We start from the raw sequence: 22217 nt of genomic DNA, 5'->3' as shown, positions 1-22217 counted from the left end.
CGTCAGCGGCCTTTGAATTGGGGGGAGCGTTTCTCGGCCACGGCGCGCAGCGCCTCGGCGGCATCTTCACTGCGGCCGCAGAGCAGCCCGGCGGCCTGTTCGGCCTCCAGTTGCTGGGCCAGGGTGCGGGCGGCACCGTCGCGCATCAGGCGCTTGGTCTGGGCGAAGGCGAAGGTCGGGCCGGCAGCCAGACGCGCGGCGAACTCGCCGACCTGGGCCTGCAGCTGATCGTCGGCGACCACTTCGCCGACCAGCCCGGCCTGCAGCGCGCGCTCGGCGTTCCACAGTTCGTCGAGGAACAGCAGGCGCTTGGCTGCTTCGCTGCCGATCAGGCGCGGCAGGTGCCAGCTGGCGCCGGCGTCCGGGCAGTAGGCCATGCCGGTGTAGCCGGCCTTGAAGCGCGCGGAGGCGCCGGCGATGCGGAAGTCGCAGCACAGGGTCAGGTCCATCCCGGCGCCGACGGCGGTGCCGTTGACGGCGGCGATGGTCGGCTTGTCCAGGCCGTGCAGGCGGCGCATCAGGGCGTGCGCGGTTTCGGTCCAGCCGTAGGTTTCCAGTTCGCCACGGGCTTCGGCCTCGGCCCATTCGGCGAGGTCGGCGCCGGCGCAGAAGCTGCGGCCTTCGCCACTGAGCACGATGACGCGCACGGCCTCGTCGACTTCATAGGCGTCGAGCAGGGCCAGCAGGTTCTTGAGCGTGGGGACGTCGAGCGCGTTGCGCTGCTCGGGGCGGTTCAGGGTGATCCAGGCGATACCGTCCTGGACCCGGCTGAGCGGGGATGGCTGAGTCATGCTGCCCTCGTTCTTGTAGTCGTTTGCTGAGGCGGATGAAGCGTTGGAGCCAATACTAAACAAGTGTTCAGTAAGACGGCAATCCACCCGAATGGGTGGCTTGTAACGCTCCGCCAATCGACGGGAAGGCCGCGCGGCGCGGGGGCTGAGGGGTTTTGCAGGGAAGTCGCGGCGGGCTTGTTACAACTTCGAACAATCGTTCAGCAAGAGATGGGGCTGGTGGAGTACCTGTAGGACCGAGGGGGGCGCCTAGCCCTTGCTCGCGAAACGATCAGCCGGCGGCTCTGGAGCTGAACGGGTTCGCGAGCAAGCTCGCTCCTGCGAAGAACCACAAAGCCAAAGCAAAAGCCCCGCAGCTCGTAGGGCGCATAATCTGGGACAGGTTATGCGCCGGCCCTGCGGCGGATAACGCTGGCGCGTTATCCGCCCTACGTAAAGCCAAAAGCCCCGCGCTGCGGGGCTTCAGCCGAACGGGCGAAGCCTCAGCCCAGGCTCGGTACCGCCTCGTCGCTCAGCACCTGCCCGCGCTTGCGCTTGAGCAGGAAGTAAGCGAGGTAGCAGGCCGCCATGAAGCCGAAGCCCCAGTACAGCGACGGACGCTGGGTCGGGTCCATGGCGAGGAACACGAACAGCGAGCAGCAGATCGCAATGCACGCCAGCGGGATCAGCGGGAACAGCGGAGCGGCGTACTTCAGGTCGGCCACGGTGCCGCCCTTGGCCATGTGCTCGCGGCGGAAGCGGTACTGGGCGTAGGCGATGACGATCCAGGTGACGGTGCCGGCCATGCCGCTCACCGCCATCAGCACCATGAACAGGGTATCGGCGGCGACCACGCTGGTGAGCAGCGAGAGCAGCGCAAACGCCAGGCTGATCAGCAGTGCATAGAGCGGCACGCCACGGGCACTGAGCCTGGACAGCTTACGCGGCGCCATGCCGGTCTTGGACATGGCCCAGAGGATGCGCGTGGAGGCGTACAGGCCGGAGTTACCCACCGACAGGATCGCGGTGAGGATCACGAAGTTCATGATGTCGGCGGCGTAGGGGATGCCGACCATGTCGAACACCTGCACGAAGGGGCTTTCCATCAGCCCGGCCTGCTTCCAGGGGACGATGCAGGAGAGCACGGCAATCGCCAGCACATAGAAGATCAGCACGCGGAACACCACGTTGCGCACGGCGCGCGGGATGCTCTTCTCCGGCTGGTCGGTCTCGCCGGCGGCGACGCCCATGATCTCGCAACCCTGGAAGGCGTAGACCACCGTCATCATCACCGCGAACACGGCGGACAGGCCGTTGGGGAACAGGCCATCGCTGACCAGGTTGGACAGCCCCGGCGCGGCCGCGCCATCGTTCAGCGGGATGGCGCCGAAGATCACCAGCAGGCCGACCACGATGAAGCCGAGGATGGCTGCGACCTTGATCCCGGAGAACCAGTATTCGGCCTCGCCGAAGGCGCGGGTGGCCAGGGCGTTGAGGGAGAACAGCACGACCACGAAGAACCCCGACCAGAGCCAGATCGGCACCTCGGGGAACCAGCGGGTCATCAGCATGCCGGCGGCGGTGAATTCCAGGCCGACGGTGGAGGCCCAGCTCATCCAGTAGACCCAGCCGATCATGAACCCGGTGGCCGGGCCGATGAAGCGTGTGGCGTGGGCCTGGAAGGAGCCGGAGACGGGCATCTGCACCGACAGCTCGCCCAGGCAGACCATCACCAGGTACATCAGCAGGCCCGCGACCAGGTAGGCGAGGATGGCGCCCATCGGGCCGCCGGAACTGATGGTGACGCCCGAGCCCATGAACAGGCCGGTGCCGATGACGCCGCCCAGGGACAGCATGAAGATATGGCGGCTCTTCAGCGCGCGGGTGAGCTGGATCTTCTCGCCGCTACCGGCGTGATGGGTCTCAGACATGGCGCACCTCCAGGGAACGGCGGGCGCGGCTGAGCTGAACTCTACGTTGGATCATTATTGTTATCTCCAATCAATCAGAGGCCGTGGCTCGGGCACGGATGCCACCGGATTATTGGAAGGCGATGTAAGACGGGGTTGTTCGCCTGGATCGAAGTTGTAGAAAGATGTAAGGATTTTGTGCAGGGCGCGTGGGGCGGGGCCTCATGAGCGTTCCTACAGGGTTTGGCGCTCCCGGCGACTTCGGTGCCCAGGATCTCCCTCACCCTAACCCTGGCTGCGCGCCCCGCTCCGAAGGGAGAGGGGACTGTCCGAGCGAGCTTAAATAACGGCGCTCGCCGGCAGAATTCGTGACATCCCCCTACGCCGAACGGCCCCCTCTCCCCCTGGGAGAGGGTTGGGGTGAGGGCCGGCCTGCCACGCCAGAACTGAACCTGACGCTCTTGAGTTCCGTAGGGCGCATAACGCGCCAGCGTTATCCGCCGCAGCCAACGGCGGATAACCTGTTCCAGGTCATGCGCCCTACGTCGGCCAGCTCTTCAGGAGTTCAGCGGCAACCGCCCTCTCCTGCTCCAAGCGCACCACCCAATCGCCAGAAAGCGACCCCGCCAGCGCCGCAGCTTCCAGCTCAGCCAGGCAATTCCCCACCCCGCGCAAGCCCATGGACCGGCAACTGCCCGCCAACCGGTGCGCAAGGCTGGCTGCCTCCACCGCATCGTCCTGGCGCAAGGCATCCAGCAGCAGCGGCCATTGCTCATCGAGCAGCTTCCACAGGCTGGCGAGCAGTTCGTTCAGCTTGTGCTCGCCCAGCAGGCGACGGTGGGTATCCAGAACCTGGCGGTCCAGCGGGCCGTTATCCACAGCCGCGGGCAGCAGCTCCCAGGCCACGCCGGACAGCGTGCGGCGCAGGTCGTCCAGGCGCAGCGGCTTGCCCAGCACGCCCTGCATGCCGGCCTCGAAATAGCGGCGGACCATGCCCGGCTGCACGCTGGCGGTGAAAGCATGGATCGGCGTGGTCGCGTTGAGCCCACCGGACTGCGCGCGGATCGCCCGGCACAGGTCGAGGCCGGTCATCCCCGGCAGGTGCATGTCCAGCAGGATCAGGTCGAAGCGCCGCGCGGCGGTGAGCGCCAGCGCGGGCTCGGCGTCATCGGCGAGCAGCACGCGGTGGCCATCACGCTCCAGCAAAGCCTGGGCGACTTCGCGGTTGAGAGCGACGTCTTCCACCACCAGCACGTCCAGGACCGGCGCCTGCTCGATGGCCACGTCGGAGCGCGGCACCACGCCCGCCGCCAGCATGATCTCGAACCAGAAGGTGCTGCCCTCGCCTTCCAGGCTCTCCACGCCGATCTCGCCGCCCATGGCTTCCACCAGCCGCTTGCTGATCGCCAACCCCAGCCCGGTGCCGCCGTAGCGCCGCGCCACCTCGTCGCTGGCCTGGGTGAAACGCTGGAAGATTTTCTCCTGCTGCTCGGCGGAGATGCCGATGCCGTCGTCGGTCACGCTGAAGCGCAGGCGCTGCCCGGCGTCTCCGCCTTCGAGCACGGCCACCTCCAGCAATACCTCGCCCTCTTCGGTGAACTTCACCGCGTTGGCCAGCAGGTTGCTCAGCACCTGACGCAGGAACTGCTCGGCGCCGCGACAACCGTCCTGCACCTGGGGTTCGATGCGCAGGCGCAGGCAGCTGCCGTTGTCCTCTGCGCGCGGCTCCAGCAGCGTCACCACGTCATCGAGCAGGCGGCGCAGGGAGAAGTCCACCGGCTCGGGCTGGCTGGCGCCGTCCTCCAGCTTGGCGAAGTGCAGCACCTCGTTGAGGATCGCCAGCAGCCCTTCGCCAGCGGTGGACAGCGCCTGCAGGCGGCGCCGGTCCTGCTCGCCCAAAGGCGCGGCGCGCAGCAGCTCGGCCATGCCGAGGATGCCGTTGAGCGGCGTGCGGATCTCGTGGCTCATGGTGGCGAGGAAGCGGCTCTTGGCGCGGTTGGCGGCCTCGGCTTCCTCCTTGGCGCGGCGCAGGCTGGCGGTGCGCCGCTCGACCCGGCGCTGCAGCTCGTCGCGCTTGCTCTGCAGCGCCTCGCGGTCGGCCTCGCGTCGGCGCAGTTCGGCACGCAGGGCACGACGCAAACCATCGAGTGCATCAGCGACGGTGTCGATCTCGTCCTCTTCACCTGAGCGTTTCTTGGCCAGCGCCAGCTCGGTGCCCAGGTCGCCGCCGGTGAGCCCACGGACGAAGTCGGCCATGGCGCGCAGGTGGCGGGTGACCAGGCTGTGGAACAGCCAGCTCAGCGCCACCGCCAGGCCGCAGAGGAACACGCCCATCCACAACAGGCTGGTCAGCCCGCCGTGGAGCAGGCGCAGGTAGACCGCGCCGAGGTCGATGCTGATTTCCAGCTCGCCCAGGGCGCGGCGCTCGCCATCCGGCGGCTGGAAGGCCAGCGCGTAGTGCACGACGCGAAACGGCCCGCGTTTCTCGTCGGCGTCCTGCACCAGGTTGAAGTCGGCGCTGCGCAGGCGCACCTGGGCGATGTCCGGGAAGTCGGCCAGGCCGTGCAGCTGCACGTTGAGCTGCTCCTGGTTGAGGTCCCACAGGCTGCGTTCGAAGCTGGCCAGATAGCCGACGCGGATCAGCTCCAGCCGCGTGTCGATGTCGCGCATCTCGCGGCGGTATTCGAAGTACAGCTGCACCGCGCTGGCCAGCACGGTGAAGCACAGGCTGAACAGCAGCACCCGCAGCAGCAGGCGCCGGGCCAGGCCGCCGGGCAGCTTCATCGCGGCACCCCGTCGCCGGCGAGCATGGCGCGGTAGTCGTGCTCGCTCTGCTGCAGCCAGCGGGCGACGCTGCCGTCGTCCACGCGCTGCTTCAGCAGCGCGTCGATCTCGTCCATCCGCGCCGCCAGCGGCGAATGGCGGGAGACGGCGATGCGCAGGTAATCCACGGTCAGCGGCCGGGGCAGCGCGGCAATGTCCTGGCCGCCGGCCAACTGCTCGACGAACAGCGTGCCGGTGCGCCGCTCGTGGGCGATGAAGTCGATGCGCTGGCGGATCAGCTTGCCGAAGTTCTGCCGGCTGTCGGAGACCCATTCGACATTGCCGTGCTCGGCGACGAAACGGTCGAACTCCGGCCCGTAGCTTTCGCCGAACAGCAGCCCGCCACGGTAACTGGCGAGGTCGCCGAGCTGGTCGAATCGTACCGGTTTGCGGCGGTTGTAGAAGATCGCCACTTCCTCGCGCAGCACCGGCACGCGGGAGAACAGCAGGCCGTCGTCGCGTTGCGGCGTCTGGTAGGCGAGCACCACGTCGACCCGGCCTTCGGCGGCGTCCAGCAGGCAACGCTTCCAGTTGCCCAGCACCACGGTCTTCACCTCGTAGCCCAAGCCGCCAAGCACACTGCGCACGGTCTGCGGCGCCAGCCCGCGCACTTCGTGGCCATCAGTCCAGGAAATGGGTGGGTAGACGGGGTAGTCGCAGTAGCGGAGGGGTTGGGCGGCTTGGGTGGGGGTGCAGAAGAGCAAAGCCAGGAAATACAGGAGGAATTGGAGCGGGGATTGCCCTCTCCCCAGCCCTGGCTGCGCGCCCCGCTCCGAAGGGAGAGGGAGCCGTACGGTGCGCGCTCGAAACACGGAGTAAGGCTCAGGCGTCGGCAGGCGTGGCAGTGAACAGGTAGCCGGCGCCGTGGATGGTGATGATCAGTTCGGGCTCGGCCGGGTCGTCGCGCAGCTTGCGGCGCAGGCGACCTACCAGCACGTCGATGGAGCGGTCGTTGGGCAGCCATTCGCGGTTGCGGATCTGGTCCATCAGCTGGTCGCGGCTCAGGGTGTGACCGGTGTTGCGCAGGAACACGCAGAGCAGCTGGAACTCGCCGTGGGTCAGCGGGGTTTCGCTGCCGTCGCGGTCCATCAGGCGGCGGCGGTCCGGGTCCAGTGTCCAGTGGGCGAAGCGCTTGTGGTTCTGCCGGCTGGCGGACACCGAAATGGCGGCGGGCTGGCGGGCGTGGCGCACGCGGCGGATCAGGTTCTTTGCGCGGGACACCAGCTCGCGGGGGTTCAGCGGCTTGATCACGTAGTCATCGGCGCCGCATTCCAGCCCAACGATGCGGTCGATGTCATCGTTGCGCCCGGTGATCAGGATGATGCCGACCTCCGAACGCACGCGCAGCTCGCGGGTCAGGGTCAGGCCGTCCTTGCCCGGCAGGCGGATGTCGAGCATCACCAGGTCGATGGGCTGGCCGGCCTGCTCGGCTTCGGCCAGGTACGCCTCAGCCTGTTCGGCGGCGCCGGCGCAAAGCACGTCATAGCCTTCCTCGCCGAGGTAGGCCTGGAGGAGCTCGCGAATCACCGGATCGTCGTCGACGATCAGTACACGGGAAGTCATCGCAATACCCTGCTGAGGCCGCCGCTCGTGACGGGGCCGTTCTTGTTATGCGTGGAGGTAGAGCTGTAGGAACTGTCCTGCAGATGGCGGCAGGTTACCGCCCGCTGAACAATCGATCAACAGACTCCCGACGCCCGACAGAAGCGCTGCCGGCCGCCGTACTGGAGACCATCCACCCAGGCTTCGCAGATCTGCACGCCCTGTTCCGGGGTGAAGGTATTGGGGTTCAGACCGGACTCCAGCCACAACCCGTCGAGCAAGGCGCTGAGGGCAATCGCGGCCAGTTCCGCGTCGAAATCAGCCCACTCCTGCTCCTTTGCCAGTTCGTTCAGCGCCTGCGTCAGCAGCGCGCGGTACTCGCCGTAGGAATGATCGTGCGCCTTGTTGATTTCCTCGGCCGTCTTCACCGCGCCCCAGAACGCCAGCCAGGCATCCAGCAGTTGCGGGTCGAGCAGCTCGGCGGAAAACGACGCGCGAAAGAACGCCGACAGCCGTGCGCGGGCATCCGGCGCCGCCTCGGCGATGGCCTCGCGCAGCAGCTGCATGACCCGCCCGGTAACGGTCAGGTAGGCCTCGGCCACCAACTCGTCCTTGCCCGAATAGTGGTGGTTGATCAGCCCCACCGAGACCCCGGCCTCGGCGCAGATCTTGCGTATGGATGCTCCCTGGAAGCCATGGCGTTTCAGGCACGCGAGGGTGGCCTCGATCAGCAGCGCCTTGCGCTGCTCCGGCTCCAGTCGGGTAAAGCGGACTTCCTCGTTCATGCCTGGCTCCTAAGGTTTCAGGTGGCCAATCTGAACGATTGTTCGATTGGACGCCAGCGCCAGGGCGCTGTTGACGTTTTGCCACGGCCGCGACGATGCGCGCTCACAAAGGTCGATGCGAGCCGTTAGTCGTCCCTTCGGGTTGCGCGAAAAATCACGCCATGCGTCGTTGCGGGACTAGGCAAGGGAATGACCATTGCCGGCGTCCCGCGTCTAGCCTGGCGTGATTTTTCGCGGCAACGCGGCTCGCGTCGAAACGCCAACAGACCCTTACCTACCCGTTCGGGGAATGGCCGGGGAACCGGCCCTGGTCGAGAGTGGCTTCATCCGCGATATCTCCAATCCATAACAAAATCAAAGGTGGGACTGACATGCAGAAAACGCTCGCAGCAGTACTCAGCGCGGCGCTGGCGACCTTGCCGGCACTGGGTCACGGGGAGGATGCCGAAGGCGCGAAGACGCTGCGGCTGTATAACTGGACCGACTACATCGGCGAACACACCATCGCCGATTTCGAGAAGGAAACCGGGATCAAGGTGGTCTACGACACCTTCGATTCCTACGAGACCGTGCAGGGCAAACTGCTGCCCGGCCGCTCGGGCTACGACCTGGTGGTGCTCAACGCCGCCCTGGTGCCGCCGCTGCTCAAGGCGGGCGTCTTCCAGCCGCTGGACAAGTCCAAGCTGCCCAGCTGGAACAACCTCGACGCGGACGTGCTCAAGCACCTGGACCACTACGATCCGGGCGTGCAGTACTCGGCGCCCTACACCTGGGGCAGCAACGGCATCACCTACAACATCGACAAGATCAAGCAGCGCATGCCCGACGCCCCCATCGGCTCGCTGGCGATGCTGTTCGATCCGAAGATCGTGTCGAAATTCGCCGATTGCGGGGTGACCATCATCGACTCCCCCACCGACGTGATCCCGCTGGCCCTGGCCTACCTCAAGCGTGACCCCAACAGCGCGCTGCCCGAGGACCTCAAGGCCGCCCAGGACCTGCTGCAATCGATCCGTCCGTACATCCGCAAGTTCGACTCCACCAGCTACCTGAACGGCCTGGCCAACGGCGACCAGTGCATGGCGATGACCTGGTCCGGCGACTACGCCACCGCCCAGGCCCGCGCCGACGAAGCCGGCGCCAAGGTCAAGCTGGGCTACTTCGTGCCCAAGGAAGGCTCGCTGATCTGGTTCGACGACTTCTACATCCCGGCCGACGCGCCACACGTGGCAAACGCCCACAAGTTCATCGAATACATGCTGCAGCCCAAGGTGGCCGCCGGCGTCGCCGACTACATCCGCTACGCCTCCAGCAACGCCGCCGCCACCCCGCTGCTGGCCGCAGAAGTGCGCAACGACCCGGCGATCTACCCCGACGCCGAGACCCGCGCCCGCCTGTTCACCCAGAAAGTGCAGACCCCCAAGGCGACCCGCCTGATCACCCGTACCTGGAACGCGGTGAAGACCGGGACCTGATGGATCGCCAACCACACGCCCCGGCCTGAGCGCCGGGGCACGGGGAGAAGGCTCTCCCCAGGACGAATAACCGGAATACCGAGGTAAAGCAGATGACCACCCCAACCCCAGCCTTCTTCGCCCAGTTCAACGACGAGCAGCTGGTCGCCGCCGACAAAGCCCACTACATGCACGGCTATCACGTGTTCGACGATCACCGGGTCAACGGTGCGCTGAACATCGCCGCCGGCGAGGGCGCCTACATCTACGACACCAAGGGCAATCGCTATCTGGACGCCGTGGGCGGCATGTGGTGCACGAACATCGGCCTGGGCCGCGCGGAAATGGCCGATGCCATCGCCGAGCAGGTACGCAAGCTGGCCTACTCCAACCCCTTCTGCGACATGGCCAACGTCACCGCCATCCAGCTCTGCGAGAAACTCGCCGAACTGGCGCCGGGCGACCTCGACCACGTGTTCCTCACCACTGGCGGCTCCACCGCCGTGGACACCGCCTACCGCCTGATCCAGTACTACCAGAACTGCCGCGGCAAGCATGAGAAGAAGCACATCATCAGCCGCGTCAACGCCTACCACGGCTCGACCTTCCTCACCATGTCGCTGGGCGGCAAGGTCGCCGACCACCCGGCCGAATTCGACTTCCTCAAGGACGTCATCCACCACATCTCCTGCCCCAACCCCTACCGCGCGCCGGAAGGGATGACCGAGGGCGACTTCCTCGAATTCCTGGTCAAGGAATTCGAAGACAAGATCCTCGAGCTGGGCCAGGACAAGGTCGCCGCCTTCTTCGCCGAGCCGATCATGGGCTCGGGCGGCGTGATCATCCCGCCCAAGGGCTACCACCAGCGCATGTGGCAGGTCTGCCAGAAGTACGATGTGCTCTACGTCGCCGACGAGGTGGTGACTTCCTTCGGCCGCCTCGGCGCCTTCTTCGCCTCCGAGGACGTGTTCGGCATGCAGCCGGACATCATCACCACCGCCAAGGGCCTGACCTCCGGCTACCTGCCGCTGGGCGCGTGCATCTTCTCCGACCGCATCTGGAAGGTGATCGGCGAGGCCGACAAGGGCCGCTGCTTCGCCCACGGCTTCACCTACAGCGGACACCCGGTGAGCTGCGTCTCGGCACTGAAGAACATCGAGATCATCGAGCGCGAGAATCTGCTGGAGCATGTGAAGGACGTCGGCGGCTACCTGGAGCAGCGTCTGCAGGAACTGGCCGAGCTGCCGCTGGTGGGCAGCGTGCGTTGCCAGAAGCTGATGGCCTGCGTCGAGTTCGTCGCCGACAAGCGCAGCAAGGTGCTCTTCCCCGAGGAGCTGAACATCGGCGAGAAGATCCACCTGCGCGCCCAGGCCAAGGGCCTGCTGGTGCGGCCGATCGTGCACCTGAACGTGATGTCGCCGCCGCTGACCATCACCCGCGAGCAGGTCGACGAGATCGTCGACATCCTGCGCGAGTCGATCCTCGAGGCCGCCGAAGACCTCAAGCGCAGCGGTGATTACGCGGGGCACTGATGATCGATCCGAGGATTTTGCCTACACCCCGGCAGCCCTTTAGACTGCCGGACATGAGCGAATCCCAGGCGCTGAGCGAAACCTCCGACGCACCGGCCCTGCATGCCTGGCATGCGGGGCTGGCGCGCGCCCTGGCCAGCGTCGGCGAAGTCGTCTTCGTCGAACGCCTGGCCGACGCCCTGGGCTGCCTGGTGCCGGTGGAGTCGGTGATGCTCGGCCTGGAACAGCGCGGCCAGCCGCCGCAACCGCTGTACCAGCGCGGCGTCCACCCGGACCACCACGAGGCCCTGGTCGACCGCTACTACGCCCGCGGCTACCTGCTCGACCCCTTCTGCCTGGCCATGGAAGACGGCCTCACCGAAGGCTTCTACCCGCTGGCCGACATCGCCCCGGACGACTTCTTCGCCAGCGAGTACTACAAGACCTACTACCTCAAGTTCGGCTGCACCGAGGACTGTCACTTCATCATCGACCTGGGCGAGACGCGCAAGGTTTCGCTGTGCCTGTACCAGGGCGAGAGCGGCGCACGCTTCAGCGAAACCCAGCTGGACCTGCTGGCCACCGCCCTGCCGCTGGTGCGCGAGCTGTTCCGCCAGTTCGAGCGCAATGGCGGGCTGGACCTGCTGCTGGCCGGGCGCGGCGTGAAAGTCAGTGCGCCGGACGACCAGGCGCCGCTGAACCGGCACATCCGCGCCGCCTTCATGAACTTCGGCGCCGACCTGCTCACCGAGCGCGAACGGGAAATCGCCCACCTGCTGCTGCGCGGCCACTCGGTGAAATCCAGCGCGCGGGTGCTGGATATCTCGCCGGAAACCGTGCGCATGCACCGCAAGCACCTCTACACCAAGCTGGCGATCAACTCCCAGGCCGAGCTGTTCTCGCTGTTCATCGACTGGCTCACCGGCGGCGTGAGCGCGGCCTGACACCCACTGCTACCGCCAAGCTCACGACCGTACGGATTTCGATACCAACCGATGCGGCGGCGCGCCCGGAAATCTGCCAACCTATGGCCTTTCCCGCTGTCTGACCCGTGCCCCACCACCAGGAGAGCTTCCCGATGCCCCGCCGCTGGCTACCCGCCTTGCTGTTGGCCGCCGCCCTGCCGCTGCACGCCGCCGAATCCAAACCCACCTACGGCCCGGAACTGGAGCGCTTCAACTACTCCTACCCGGTCGGTCACTACAGCTTCGCGTCCCAGGGCCACCACATGCACATGGCCTACATCGACGTGAAGCCCAAGAAGCAGCCCAACGGCCGCACCGTGGTGCTGCTGCACGGCAAGAACTTCTGCGCCGGAACCTGGGAAACCACCATCGCCGCCTTGAGCGACGCCGGCTACCGCGTGGTGGCACCGGACCAGATCGGCTTCTGCAAGTCCACCAAGCCCGAGCGCTACCAGTACAGCTTCCAGCAACTGGCGACCAACACCCACGCCCTGCTCGAGCACCTGAAGGTCGGCAAGATCACCCTGCTCGGCCACTCCACCGGCGGCATGCTCGCCACCCGCTACGCGCTGATGTATCCGCAGCAGGTCGAGCAGTTGGCCATGGTCAACCCCATCGGCCTGGAAGACTGGAAAGCCCTGGGCGTGCCCTATCGCACCCCGGACCAGTGGTACGAGCGCGAGCTGAAGACCAGCGCCGAAGGCATCCGCCAGTACGAGCAGGCGACCTACTACGCCGGCCAGTGGAAACCCGAGTACGACAAGTGGGTGAACATGCTCGCCGGCCTGTTCAACGGCGCCGGCCACGAGCGCGTGGCGTGGAACTCGGCGCTGCTCTACGACATGATCTTCACCCAGCCGGTGGTCTACGAGTTCGGCCAGCTGAAGATGCCGACCCTGCTGCTGATCGGCACCAGGGACAACACCGCCATCGGCAAGGACCTGGCCCCCGCCGAGCTGAAAGCCAAGCTGGGCAACTACGCCGAACTGGGCAAGGCCACCGCCAAGGCCATCCCCAACGCCACCCTGGTGGAATTCGACGACATGGGCCACGCCCCGCAGATCCAGGACCCGAAGCGCTTCCACGACGCGCTGCTCAAGGGCCTGGCGGACCTCAAGCACTGATCGATGTGCCGGGTTGGTTGAACCGTAGGATGGCGTGGAGCGAAGCGATACCCATCGATTCGCCCCGCCATCAGCATGGGTATCGCTGCGCTCCACCCATCCTACAAAAGCGCTCCCGCGCGGACTTGTAGGAGCGGGCCATGCCCGCGATCGCGCCCATGGGGCGCTCCTACAGGTGAACACCGTCGCCAGCCCCAACAAAAACGCCGGCCCCCTTCCCAGGGAGCCGGCGTTTTTGTTCAGGCGGGCAATCAGCCCAGGTTCTTGCCCAGCAGCGCGTGGTACAGCTCGCTGTCGCCGAGCACGCCGACGACGCGGCTCTGCTCCTGCAGCACCAGCTTGTGGCCGGTCTGGTAGCGGATCTGCAGCGCGTCGCGCATGCGGATGTTGACGTCCACCAGGGTCGGCTCGTGCTTGAGCTTCTCCACCGGGTCACCCGGGCGCCATTGCTGCAGGTCGATGATGTTGCTGCCCTGGCGAGCGGTCTTGATCTGGTTCGACTCGGTCAGGCCCAGCCAGCAGTCGCGGCCCTGGTCGAAGCACACCTCGTCGGCCTGGCGGCGGCACTGGTCCAGGCCTCGCATCAGGCTGGAGCCGCACAGCACGTTGAGCGGGTTGGTGTGGGCCACGAAAGTACGCACGTAGTCGTCCGCCGGGCTGAGCACGATTTCCTCGGGCTTGCCGTGCTGGATGATGCGGCCGTCCTTCATGATCGCGATGCGCGTACCGATCTTCAGCGCCTCGTCCAGGTCGTGGCTGACGAAGACGATGGTCTTGTGCAGCTGGCGTTGCAGCACCAGCAGTTCATCCTGCAGCTGCTGGCGGATCAGCGGGTCCAGCGCGGAGAAGGGTTCGTCCATCAGCAGGATATCGCCATCCATCGCCAGCGCGCGGGCCAGGCCGACGCGCTGCTGCATGCCGCCGGAGAGCGAATCCGGGCGCTTGTCGCGCCATTGCGACAGGCCGACCAGTTCGAGCTTCTCGTCGATCACCTTCTTCCGCTCGTTGGCCGGGCGGCCCTGCATCTCCAGGCCGAAGCCGATGTTCTCGGCCACGGTCAGCCAGGGCATCAGTGCGAACTTCTGGAACACCATGGCGATGCGCTTGGTGCGCATGGTCTTGAGCGCCGCCGGCGAGCAGTTGGCGATATCCACCTGCTGGCCTTCGTGCTCGATCAGCAGCTTGCCGCGGCTGACCCGGTTGAGGCCGTTGATGCAGCGCAGCAGGCTGGACTTGCCCGAGCCCGACAGGCCCATCATCACGCAGATTTCGCCGCGTTCGACATCCAGGCAGGCATCCTCGACACCCAGCACCTGGCCGGTGCGCTTGAGGATTTCCTCGCGGCCCAGGCCCTGATCCAGCAGCTTGAGCGCTTCCTTGGTGTGGGTGCCGAAAATCACATCCACATGTTCGAATCGAATCGCCGACATAGTACTTACCTCCCCCGCAGCGAACGTTGCTTGCACACCCGGTCGAGCAGGATGGCGAGCAGGACGATGGCCAGACCGGCCTCGAAGCCGAGGGAAATGTCCGCCGTGTTGAGCGCGTTGACCACCGGCTTGCCGAGGCCATCAGCACCCACCAGCGCGGCGATAACCACCATCGACAGCGACAACATGATGCATTGGGTGATCCCCGCGCCGATGCTTGGCATGGCGTGCGGCAGCTCGATGCGCGTCAGCAGTTGCCAGCGTGAGCAGCCGAAGGCCTTGCCGGCGTCCAACAGCTCCGCCGGCACATCCTGGATACCCAGGCAGGTGAGGCGGATGGGCGCGGCGATGGCGAAGATCACCGTGGAGATCAGACCCGGAACCACACCCAGGCCGAACAGGGTCAGGGTGGGGATCAGGTAGACGAAGGTGGGCACCGTCTGCATCAAATCCAGCAGCGGCCTCAGCCCGGTGTAGAACCAGGGCTTGTGCGCCGCCAGGATGCCCAGCGGCACCCCGACGGCAATGCACACCACCGTGGCGAAGATCACCTGCGCCAGGGTCTCCATGGTTTCCTGCCAGTACCCCAGGTTGAGGATCAGCAGCAGCGAGGCCAGGGCAAATACGGCAAGCCCCCAGCTGCGCTGGATGTAGAACACCAGGAAGACCAGCAGCGCGATCAGCGCCAGCGGGTTGAACCAGAGCAGGCTGTTGGTGACGCCGTGGATGAGGAACTCGAGGGTGTCGGAAATCTTGTCGAACACCGACGCGCCATGTTGCGTGAGCCAGTCGACGAAGGCGGCGATATGCTCGCCCAGTGGTAACTTGTGGTCAGTCAGAAACATAATGCGGGCCCATCAGAAGCTTGAGGAATCGGCCAACGGCAATGCTTTCGGCACTTACTTAGCGAATGCCACCTTGGCTGCCGCCAAGGCCGGTTTGCCGTCACGGGTGGTCACGCCGGCGAGCCAGGCGTCGAGCAGTTCCGGATGGTCCTTCAACCAGGCTTTTGCCGCCTCTTCGGGCTTCTTGCCCCCGTTGAGCACGGCGTCCATGAGTTTGTTTTCCATTTCCAGGGTGAAGGTCAGGTTGGTCAGCAGCTTGCCGACATTGGAACATTCCTGGACGTAGCCCTTGCGGACGTTGGTGTAGATGGTCGCGCCGCCGTAGTTGGGGCCGAACACATCGTCCCCGCCTTCGAGGTACTTCATCTTGAAGCGGGTGTTCATCGGATGCGGTTCCCAGCCCAGGAACACGATCCACTGGTTGCGGCGGTCGGCGCGCCCGACCTGCGAGAGCATGCCCGCCTCGCTGGACTCCACCAGCTTGAACTTGCCCAGGTCGAACTGGTTCTTGTCCAGCATGCCCTGGACCAGGCGGTTGCCGTCGTTGCCCGGCTCGATGCCGTAGATCTTGTTGCCCAGCTTGTCGGCGTACTTGCTGATATCCGCGAAGGATTTCAGCCCGCCGTCGTAAGCGGCCTGGGTCACGGCCAGGGTGTACTTGGCGCCCTCGAGGTTGGCTTTCACCGTCTCCACCGAGCCATTGTCGGCGTAGGGCTTGATGTCGTTGGCCATGCTCGGCATCCAGTTGCCGAGGAAGACGTCGAGATCCTTGTTCGCCAGCGACTTGTAGGTCACCGGCACGGACAACATGGTCACCTTGGTGGTGTAGCCAAGCGACTCGAGCACCTGACGGGTAGTAGCGGTGGTCACGGTGATATCGGTCCAGCCGACGTCGGAGAATCGAACCGTGCCGCACGACTCAGGTTCAGCGGCCTGAACCGCCAGCGGTGCGCAAACGGACACAGCAGCCAGCAGCAAAGACTTGCAACCTTTCATGAGCGTACTCCTCTGCGGGGTGGGGCGACGGCGCTGCGCGCATGGGGCGCGGCGGTCTGAAAATTATTGGTGGGACCTCAGGTACAGGTCCTTTTGTTGTCATTTCGTAAACGATCATGGAGCAGGAAAATTTCGTCGCCTACCGGGTGGGTCGCATCCAGTGCAGGCGAAGTCGTATTCAGCACCAGCCATGTCGCATCCAGTGGAAAGGCCCGGTTCCAGCGACTTGCAGAGGCCCGGATCATTCCATGGCGGCGGTTTTCTGGCCCCCTGGCGCCGCACCCGATGCGCTCGGAGCGACACCCTGCAGCCAGCCGTCGAGTACCTGCGGGTTGGCCTTCAGCCAACTCTTGGCGGCCTGGCGGGGATTGCGTCGCTCGTTGAGCACCGCATCCATCAGCTGGTTCTCCATCGCCAGGTCGAATTTCAGGTTCTTCAGCAGCCGCGCGACATTGGGGCACTCCTGAAGATAGCCTGCTCTGACGTTGGTGAAGACCGTCGCACCGCCATAGTTGGGACCGAAGTAGGAATCCCCGCCCTCCAGATAGTTCATTTGGATTCGGGTATTCATCGGGTGCGGCTCCCAGCCCAGGAACACGATGGGTTGCTTCAAGGCCCCGGCTCGCTTGACGTAGGCCAGCATGTCGGCCTCGCTGGACTCCACCAGCTTGAAGTCGCCCAGGCCGAAGGCTTTCTCCTTGATCATCTTCTGGATCAGCTGGTTGCCGTCGTTGCCCGGCTCGATACCGTAGATGCGCCCGCCCAGCTGCTCCTTGAATTTTGCGATATCGGCAAAAGTCTTCAGGCCCGCCTCATAGGCATAGCGCGGCACCGCGAGGGTGTACTTGGCGCCTTCGAGGTTGGCGCCCACGGTTTCCACCTGGCCCTTGTCGGCGAAAGGCTTGATGTCGTTCGCCATGCTCGGCATCCAGTTGCCGAGGAACACGTCGATCTTCTTCTCCGACATCGCCTTGTAGGTGTCCGGCACCGACAGCCGCACCACCTGCGTGCGGTAGCCCTGGTGGCTGAGCACCAGGCGGGTCACCGCGGTGGTCACGGTGATGTCGGTCCAGCCGACATCGGCGAAGCGCACCACGGCGCAGGATTCGGGTTCGGCGGCGCGCACGACGCCCGGAAGTACCACGGATAACGCCAACAGCGACGACACAAGACTCTTCATGAGACCAGCCTCTGACTGCGGAGAATGGGAGTGGATACGGGCGAACGCGGCCGTTCGTCGGTGGCGGATCATGGAACAGCGAAGCCGCCCACGCCTATCGACCGGTCGTGGTTCACGGCGCTCGCGTCGTAAAGAGGCAAGCTTTCGTCGGCCCCGGAACAGGTGGCTTCGCGCCCCGCACCGACGGGGTGCGCAGGCGGCGTTATTGGATACGGCCGCGTCGCCGATGGACGCAGCCGGCGCCGGACTTGGGTCGATGATGGCCGGGCATCGCGGGCACAGGGACGTGCCTATCCCCCCTCTCTCATGGACGTGCAGCTCGCCCGGAGTCCGGCATGGCAATCAGTGTGTTCGACCTGTTCAAGATCGGTATCGGCCCTTCCAGTTCGCACACGGTCGGCCCCATGCGCGCCGCCGCGCTGTTCGTCGGCGCCCTGCGCGAACGGCAGATGCTCGAACGCACCAGCCGCGTGGAGGTGCGCCTGTACGGCTCGCTGTCCGCCACCGGCGTCGGCCACGGCACCGACCGCGCCGTCATCATGGGCCTGATGGGCGAATGGCCGGACCGCATCGACCCCAGCCAGATCGAACCGCGCATGGCGCAGCTGCGCAGCAGCGGCGAACTGCTGCTGGCCGGCAGCCGGGCGATCCCCTTCGACTGGGTCCGCGACATGCGCCTGCTCGAAGAAAACCTGCCCTACCATCCCAACGCCATGCGCCTGACCGCCATCGAAGGCGACCACGTGCTGCACAGCGACACCTACTACTCCATCGGCGGCGGCTTCGTGGTCGACGAGGAACAGGCCGCCTCCGGCAGCCTCGACACCGACAACACCGTGCTGCCCTACGACTTCGCCAGCGCCGCCGAACTGCTCATGCTCTGCCGCCGCCACAACCTGCGCGTGTCCGAGCTGATGATGGCCAACGAGCGCATGTGGCGCAGCGAAACCGACATCCGCGAAGGCCTCAGGAGCATCTGGCAGGCCATGCGCGACTGCGTGGAAAACGGCCTGCGCCACGAAGGCATCCTCCCCGGCGGCCTCAACGTGCAGCGCCGCGCCGCACGCCTGCACCGCAATCTGCAGGAAATCGGCAAGCCCAACGTCATCGGCTCGACCCTCTCCGCCATGGAATGGGTCAACCTCTTCGCCCTCGCCGTGAACGAGGAAAACGCCGCCGGCGGGCGCATGGTCACCGCGCCCACCAACGGCGCGGCCGGCATCATCCCGGCGGTGCTGCACTACTACATGCGCTTCAACCCCGACGCCAGCGACGACGACGTCACCAACTACCTGCTGGCCGCCGCCGCCGTCGGCATCCTGTGCAAGAAGAACGCCTCCATCTCCGGCGCCGAAGTCGGCTGCCAGGGCGAAGTCGGCTCCGCCTGCGCCATGGCCGCGGCGGGCCTTGCCGAAGTGCTCGGCGCCTCCCCCGAACAGGTGGAGAACGCTGCCGAGATCGGCCTGGAGCACAACCTGGGCCTCACCTGCGACCCGGTCGGCGGCCTCGTCCAGGTGCCCTGCATCGAACGCAACGCCATCGCCGCGGTGAAGGCCATCAACGCCGCGCAGATGGCCCTGCGCGGCGACGGCCAGCACTTCATCAGCCTCGACCAGGTGATCCGCACCATGCGCAACACCGGCGCCGACATGCACGACAAGTACAAGGAAACCTCGCGCGGCGGATTGGCCGTCAGCATCATCGAGTGCTGACCCTCAATCGACCACGCCAGAGCCGGCGCGCCCCCTGATGGCGCAAGCGGTACGCCCGTCCCGACCAGACAGCGGGCGTTACCGTTCCGGGCACAGCACCACCGGCGCCGTGACCGGTGAGTGCTACCAAAAACCCCAGGCCACGATCCATGCGTATTTGCGACCTTCGAGGCGTCGCATTCCGGACCTGCAAAAACGGCATTCCTATGCCGTTTTCTTTTTTAGTTGAACGCCCATTCAACCTAGGCACGGCATTTGCCTTGTCATAGGCAGCGAGAAAAGAGGAACCGCCCGGGCCAACCCCGAGGCCGACTCCCGAACAGAACAACAAGCATAAGAAACGCCTCCCGTGAGGCGACTGTGACTAGCGTGAGGTGACTGAATGAACGCGTTCAACCCCGGAGTTCCCCCGCAAAACCGAGCTCCGCAGTCCATCGGCTTCCTGCTGCTGGACAACTTCACCCTGATCTCCCTGGCCTCGGCGGTGGAACCGCTGCGCATGGCCAACCAGCTCTCCGGACGCGAACTCTACCGCTGGCACACCCTGAGCCTCGACGGCCGCCAGGTCTGGGCCAGCGACGGCCTGCAGATCACCCCCGACGCAGCCTGCGACAGCGCCCCGCAGATGGACACGCTGATCGTGGTCGGCGGCGTCGGCATCCAGCGCAGCGTCACCCGCGAACACACCACCTTCCTCCAGGCCCAGGCGCGCCTGGGTCGCAAGCTCGGCGCCGTGTGCACCGGCAGCTGGGCCCTGGCCCGCGCCGGCCTGCTCGACGGCTACGACTGCTCGGTGCACTGGGAATGCCTGGCCGCCATGCAGGAAGCCTTCCCCCGCGTGGCCATGAGCACCCGGCTGTTCTCCATCGACCGCAACCGCTTCACCTCCTCCGGCGGCACCGCGCCGATGGACATGATGCTGCACCTGATCGGCCGCGAGCACGGCCGCGAACTCTCGGCGGCGATCTCCGAAATGTTCATCTACGAGCGCATCCGCAACGAACAGGACCACCAGCGCGTACCGCTCAAGCACATGCTCGGCACCAACCAGCCCAAGCTGCAGGAAATCGTCGCGCTGATGGAAGCCAACCTCGAGGAGCCCATCGACCTCGACGAACTGGCCGTCTACGTCAACGTCTCGCGCCGCCAGCTCGAACGCCTGTTCCAGAAGTACCTGCACTGCTCGCCGTCGCGCTACTACCTCAAGCTGCGCCTGATCCGCGCGCGCCAGCTGCTCAAGCAGACCTCGATGTCGATCATCGAAGTCGCCTCGGTGTGCGGCTTCGTCTCCACCCCGCACTTCTCCAAGTGCTACCGCGAATACTTCGGCATCCCGCCGCGCGACGAGCGCCAGGGCCAGCCCATCGGCCAGCCGGTCATGGTCATGCCCATCCCGCAGGACCTCGCCCTCATGCCCAACTCCTCGGCCATCTCGGCCCTCAGCCAGGCCCAGGGCGAATCCACCTTCGCCAGCGTGCGCGTGCTCTGACGACACCCTGGAGCAACACGAAGGGGAGGCCACCGGCCTCCCCTTTTTCATTCCTGTGACGCATGACTCCCCATCATTCAGATTCGTCTGAATCGCAAAACGCCGAGAATCTCGCAGTCTCCGAACGGTCGGCCCCAGCCGGCAAGCTTTGGAGCCACGAGACACATGGATACCGCCCTCGAATACCTGGCGCGGCGTACGCGGGAGCTGTATCGCACGGCCATCGAACTGAACCGCTCGACGCTGACCGGCATCCAGCTGCTGCGCCAACTCGAACGCCTGCGCCCGGAAATCTTCGACGTCAGCCGCCAGCTCGCCGACCTACTCGGCGAACAGACCGACGCGCTCGCCCAGGCCCGGGCCGACAAGGCGCAGAAGCTCATCCTCGCCCTTCACCGCCGGCTGCTCAGTGGCTACTGGCACCTGCTGCGGACCCGCCGCGCCGAGCGCAAGACCGCCGCCCTGCTGATGCAACGCATGGTGCGCAGCCTCCAGGAAGTCCACTGCAACTGCCTGCAGAACCAGCACCCGGCACCGCCCGGCCTGTGGCACCTGCTGCACCAGCTGTACGGGCGCGCCCTGCGGCTGGAAGTCCAGCACCTGCCCATCAGCGACGGCGAAGCCTTCGAACCGCGCAGCCAGACCATCGCGGGGGGCTACCTGCATTGCCTGCTCATCGCCGGCTCCCGGCCGCTGGAAATCCCCGCAGAGAGCCTGCCGGCGCTGATCGAATCCACCCAGGTCTTCGCCTCCATCGTCCACATCCAGCCGGAACAGCCGGGCAACGCCTGGCGGCTCGATCGCGAGAGCGACCGTCCCTTCCGCGATCCGGGCGCCGCGAGCAGCAGCAGCGGCCTCGCCCTGAAGCTCGACGAACTGCTGGACATGCTCAAGCGCTTCGTTGCGGCCAGCAACGGCGACGCGGGTTTCGATCTCAACGCCCATCTGCTCGCCTGCTGGGGCACGGCAGACGCGGCCCCGGGTCCCTGGCAGGTCTGCCGAGGCATCCCGGCCCTGCTCGCCCACCTCGGCGTCACCGAGGACAGCAGCCTCGATGCCCGCCACTTCCAGCGCCAGCAACACCAGAGCGACGTCTGGTCCCACCATTCCAGCGGCCGCGGCGGGCTGGACGAGCTGGTCGCGCACCAGGGCGACATCGAGTTCAGCCCCCCCACGCCCGTCCCCAGCCTTCCGCCCACCCTACCGCTGGACCAGCCCCACACGAGCGGGCAACACTTCAGTGGGCACTGGGAAGACTCGCCGCCACCGGCCGTTGGCGAACTGCTGGGCCTCCTCCTGACTCCCGGCGGCGCCTGGCAACTGGCCCAGGTGGAAAGCCTCCGCCTGCTCGGCGGCGACCGCTATGAACTGCGCAGCGCGTGGCTGTCCGCACAACCACGCCACTGCCGCCTCAGCCTGCGCAGCAAATTCCAGGAAAGCGCTCCCCACCACGCCCTGCTGCTACCCGACACGAACCCACTCCGCGTGCTCTGCCCGACACTCCCGCTGGAGGCGGGCCGAAAGGTCACGGTGGAAGATCAGGGCCGACACTACATGGCCTTGCTGGGAGAACCGGCCGGCAACACCTTCGCGCTCACCCCACTGGAAGTGGCCGCCGACCCGCCCTGATACCTGAGCCCGAGACACACCCTCGCCCACCGGAGAGGGTGCTGTTGCTGGA

Annotated in this window: 17 protein-coding genes; 7 read left to right on the top strand and 10 right to left on the bottom strand. The window is 66.0% G+C overall.

Going from position 1 to position 22217, the window contains the following annotated elements; translation table 11 throughout:
- Positions 1–2: 2 nt before the first annotated feature.
- From IB273_RS29875 to IB273_RS29850, 6 genes are all read right to left on the bottom strand, one after another.
- Complete coding sequence (locus IB273_RS29875) at positions 3–791, bottom strand: enoyl-CoA hydratase/isomerase family protein (protein ID WP_081519053.1); 789 nt, start codon at positions 789–791, stop codon at positions 3–5.
- A gap of 482 nt (positions 792–1273) precedes the next feature.
- Positions 1274–2701: an amino acid permease gene (locus IB273_RS29870; RefSeq protein ID WP_151188798.1), complete on the bottom strand. Its 1428-nt coding sequence runs from the start codon at positions 2699–2701 to the stop codon at positions 1274–1276.
- A gap of 519 nt (positions 2702–3220) precedes the next feature.
- Positions 3221–5464, bottom strand: a complete 2244-nt coding sequence (locus IB273_RS29865; protein WP_192225684.1) for an ATP-binding protein — start codon at positions 5462–5464, stop codon at positions 3221–3223.
- Positions 5461–6222, bottom strand: coding sequence for a substrate-binding periplasmic protein (locus IB273_RS29860; RefSeq protein ID WP_192225746.1), 762 nt, complete (start codon positions 6220–6222; stop codon positions 5461–5463). Before IB273_RS29860 ends, IB273_RS29865 begins: the two co-directional genes overlap by 4 nt.
- A gap of 103 nt (positions 6223–6325) precedes the next feature.
- On the bottom strand, positions 6326–7072 hold the full coding sequence (locus tag IB273_RS29855) for a response regulator (protein ID WP_139791607.1): 747 nt from the start codon (positions 7070–7072) through the stop codon (positions 6326–6328).
- A 110-nt stretch (positions 7073–7182) separates the two neighbouring features.
- Complete coding sequence (locus IB273_RS29850) at positions 7183–7830, bottom strand: TetR family transcriptional regulator C-terminal domain-containing protein (RefSeq protein WP_081519048.1); 648 nt, start codon at positions 7828–7830, stop codon at positions 7183–7185.
- Positions 7831–8201: 371 nt separating this feature from the next.
- On the opposite strand from IB273_RS29850, the gene IB273_RS29845 reads away from it, so the two are divergent.
- The 4 genes from IB273_RS29845 to IB273_RS29830 all read left to right on the top strand — a co-directional run bounded on the left by IB273_RS29845 (position 8202) and on the right by IB273_RS29830 (position 12884).
- A complete protein-coding gene (locus IB273_RS29845) occupies positions 8202–9305 on the top strand; it encodes a polyamine ABC transporter substrate-binding protein (protein ID WP_081519047.1) in 1104 nt (367 codons plus the stop codon).
- Positions 9306–9397: 92 nt separating this feature from the next.
- Positions 9398–10816 (top strand): aminotransferase, encoded by a 1419-nt coding sequence (locus IB273_RS29840; protein WP_192225683.1) that lies wholly within the window; start codon positions 9398–9400, stop codon positions 10814–10816.
- 53 nt (positions 10817–10869) lie between these two features.
- Positions 10870–11739 carry a helix-turn-helix transcriptional regulator gene (locus tag IB273_RS29835; protein ID WP_192210514.1) on the top strand — a complete coding sequence of 290 codons (870 nt, stop codon included), beginning with the start codon at positions 10870–10872 and terminating at the stop codon, positions 11737–11739.
- 134 nt (positions 11740–11873) lie between these two features.
- Positions 11874–12884, top strand: coding sequence for an alpha/beta fold hydrolase (locus tag IB273_RS29830; RefSeq protein ID WP_192225682.1), 1011 nt, complete (start codon positions 11874–11876; stop codon positions 12882–12884).
- A 251-nt stretch (positions 12885–13135) separates the two neighbouring features.
- On the opposite strand, the gene choV is transcribed toward IB273_RS29830, so the two are convergent.
- From choV to IB273_RS29810, 4 genes are all read right to left on the bottom strand, one after another.
- Complete coding sequence (gene choV, locus IB273_RS29825) at positions 13136–14314, bottom strand: choline ABC transporter ATP-binding protein (protein WP_045213877.1); 1179 nt, start codon at positions 14312–14314, stop codon at positions 13136–13138.
- A gap of 5 nt (positions 14315–14319) precedes the next feature.
- Entirely contained in the window at positions 14320–15159 is an 840-nt protein-coding gene (choW, locus tag IB273_RS29820; RefSeq protein ID WP_081519043.1) for a choline ABC transporter permease subunit, read from the bottom strand.
- Between the two features lie 54 nt (positions 15160–15213).
- Positions 15214–16155 carry a choline ABC transporter substrate-binding protein gene (locus IB273_RS29815; RefSeq protein ID WP_045213872.1) on the bottom strand — a complete coding sequence of 314 codons (942 nt, stop codon included), beginning with the start codon at positions 16153–16155 and terminating at the stop codon, positions 15214–15216.
- 241 nt (positions 16156–16396) lie between these two features.
- On the bottom strand, positions 16397–17335 hold the full coding sequence (locus IB273_RS29810; RefSeq protein ID WP_081519042.1) for a choline ABC transporter substrate-binding protein: 939 nt from the start codon (positions 17333–17335) through the stop codon (positions 16397–16399).
- A gap of 335 nt (positions 17336–17670) precedes the next feature.
- Here IB273_RS29810 and IB273_RS29805 point away from each other — a divergent pair, with 335 nt between their 5' ends.
- From IB273_RS29805 to IB273_RS29795, 3 genes are all read left to right on the top strand, one after another.
- The gene (locus tag IB273_RS29805) at positions 17671–19047 is read left to right on the top strand and encodes an L-serine ammonia-lyase (protein WP_081519041.1); all 1377 of its coding nucleotides are present in this window, start codon (positions 17671–17673) and stop codon (positions 19045–19047) included.
- A gap of 382 nt (positions 19048–19429) precedes the next feature.
- Positions 19430–20536, top strand: coding sequence for a GlxA family transcriptional regulator (locus IB273_RS29800; RefSeq protein ID WP_024766695.1), 1107 nt, complete (start codon positions 19430–19432; stop codon positions 20534–20536).
- A gap of 165 nt (positions 20537–20701) precedes the next feature.
- Positions 20702–22165, top strand: coding sequence for a hypothetical protein (locus IB273_RS29795; RefSeq protein WP_192225681.1), 1464 nt, complete (start codon positions 20702–20704; stop codon positions 22163–22165).
- Positions 22166–22217: the final 52 nt, after the last annotated feature.

Origin of the sequence: Pseudomonas sp. PDM19, from assembly GCF_014852215.1 — a bacterium.
In the GTDB taxonomy this organism is placed as follows: domain Bacteria; phylum Pseudomonadota; class Gammaproteobacteria; order Pseudomonadales; family Pseudomonadaceae; genus Pseudomonas.
This window is presented reverse-complemented; position numbering and strand designations above follow the sequence as displayed.

What these genes read in the sequence shown, in the direction of transcription:
- IB273_RS29875 (WP_081519053.1), bottom strand. Translation starts at nt 791, where the DNA reads ATGACTCAGCCATCCCCGCTCAGCCGGGTCCAGGACGGTATCGCCTGG.
- IB273_RS29870 (WP_151188798.1), bottom strand. Translation starts at nt 2,701, where the DNA reads ATGTCTGAGACCCATCACGCCGGTAGCGGCGAGAAGATCCAGCTCACC.
- IB273_RS29865 (WP_192225684.1), bottom strand. Translation starts at nt 5,464, where the DNA reads ATGAAGCTGCCCGGCGGCCTGGCCCGGCGCCTGCTGCTGCGGGTGCTG.
- IB273_RS29850 (WP_081519048.1), bottom strand. Translation starts at nt 7,830, where the DNA reads ATGAACGAGGAAGTCCGCTTTACCCGACTGGAGCCGGAGCAGCGCAAG.
- IB273_RS29845 (WP_081519047.1), top strand. Translation starts at nt 8,202, where the DNA reads ATGCAGAAAACGCTCGCAGCAGTACTCAGCGCGGCGCTGGCGACCTTG.
- IB273_RS29840 (WP_192225683.1), top strand. Translation starts at nt 9,398, where the DNA reads ATGACCACCCCAACCCCAGCCTTCTTCGCCCAGTTCAACGACGAGCAG.
- IB273_RS29835 (WP_192210514.1), top strand. Translation starts at nt 10,870, where the DNA reads ATGAGCGAATCCCAGGCGCTGAGCGAAACCTCCGACGCACCGGCCCTG.
- IB273_RS29830 (WP_192225682.1), top strand. Translation starts at nt 11,874, where the DNA reads ATGCCCCGCCGCTGGCTACCCGCCTTGCTGTTGGCCGCCGCCCTGCCG.
- choV (WP_045213877.1), bottom strand. Translation starts at nt 14,314, where the DNA reads ATGTCGGCGATTCGATTCGAACATGTGGATGTGATTTTCGGCACCCAC.
- choW (WP_081519043.1), bottom strand. Translation starts at nt 15,159, where the DNA reads ATGTTTCTGACTGACCACAAGTTACCACTGGGCGAGCATATCGCCGCC.
- IB273_RS29815 (WP_045213872.1), bottom strand. Translation starts at nt 16,155, where the DNA reads ATGAAAGGTTGCAAGTCTTTGCTGCTGGCTGCTGTGTCCGTTTGCGCA.
- IB273_RS29810 (WP_081519042.1), bottom strand. Translation starts at nt 17,335, where the DNA reads ATGAAGAGTCTTGTGTCGTCGCTGTTGGCGTTATCCGTGGTACTTCCG.
- IB273_RS29805 (WP_081519041.1), top strand. Translation starts at nt 17,671, where the DNA reads ATGGCAATCAGTGTGTTCGACCTGTTCAAGATCGGTATCGGCCCTTCC.
- IB273_RS29800 (WP_024766695.1), top strand. Translation starts at nt 19,430, where the DNA reads ATGAACGCGTTCAACCCCGGAGTTCCCCCGCAAAACCGAGCTCCGCAG.
- IB273_RS29795 (WP_192225681.1), top strand. Translation starts at nt 20,702, where the DNA reads ATGGATACCGCCCTCGAATACCTGGCGCGGCGTACGCGGGAGCTGTAT.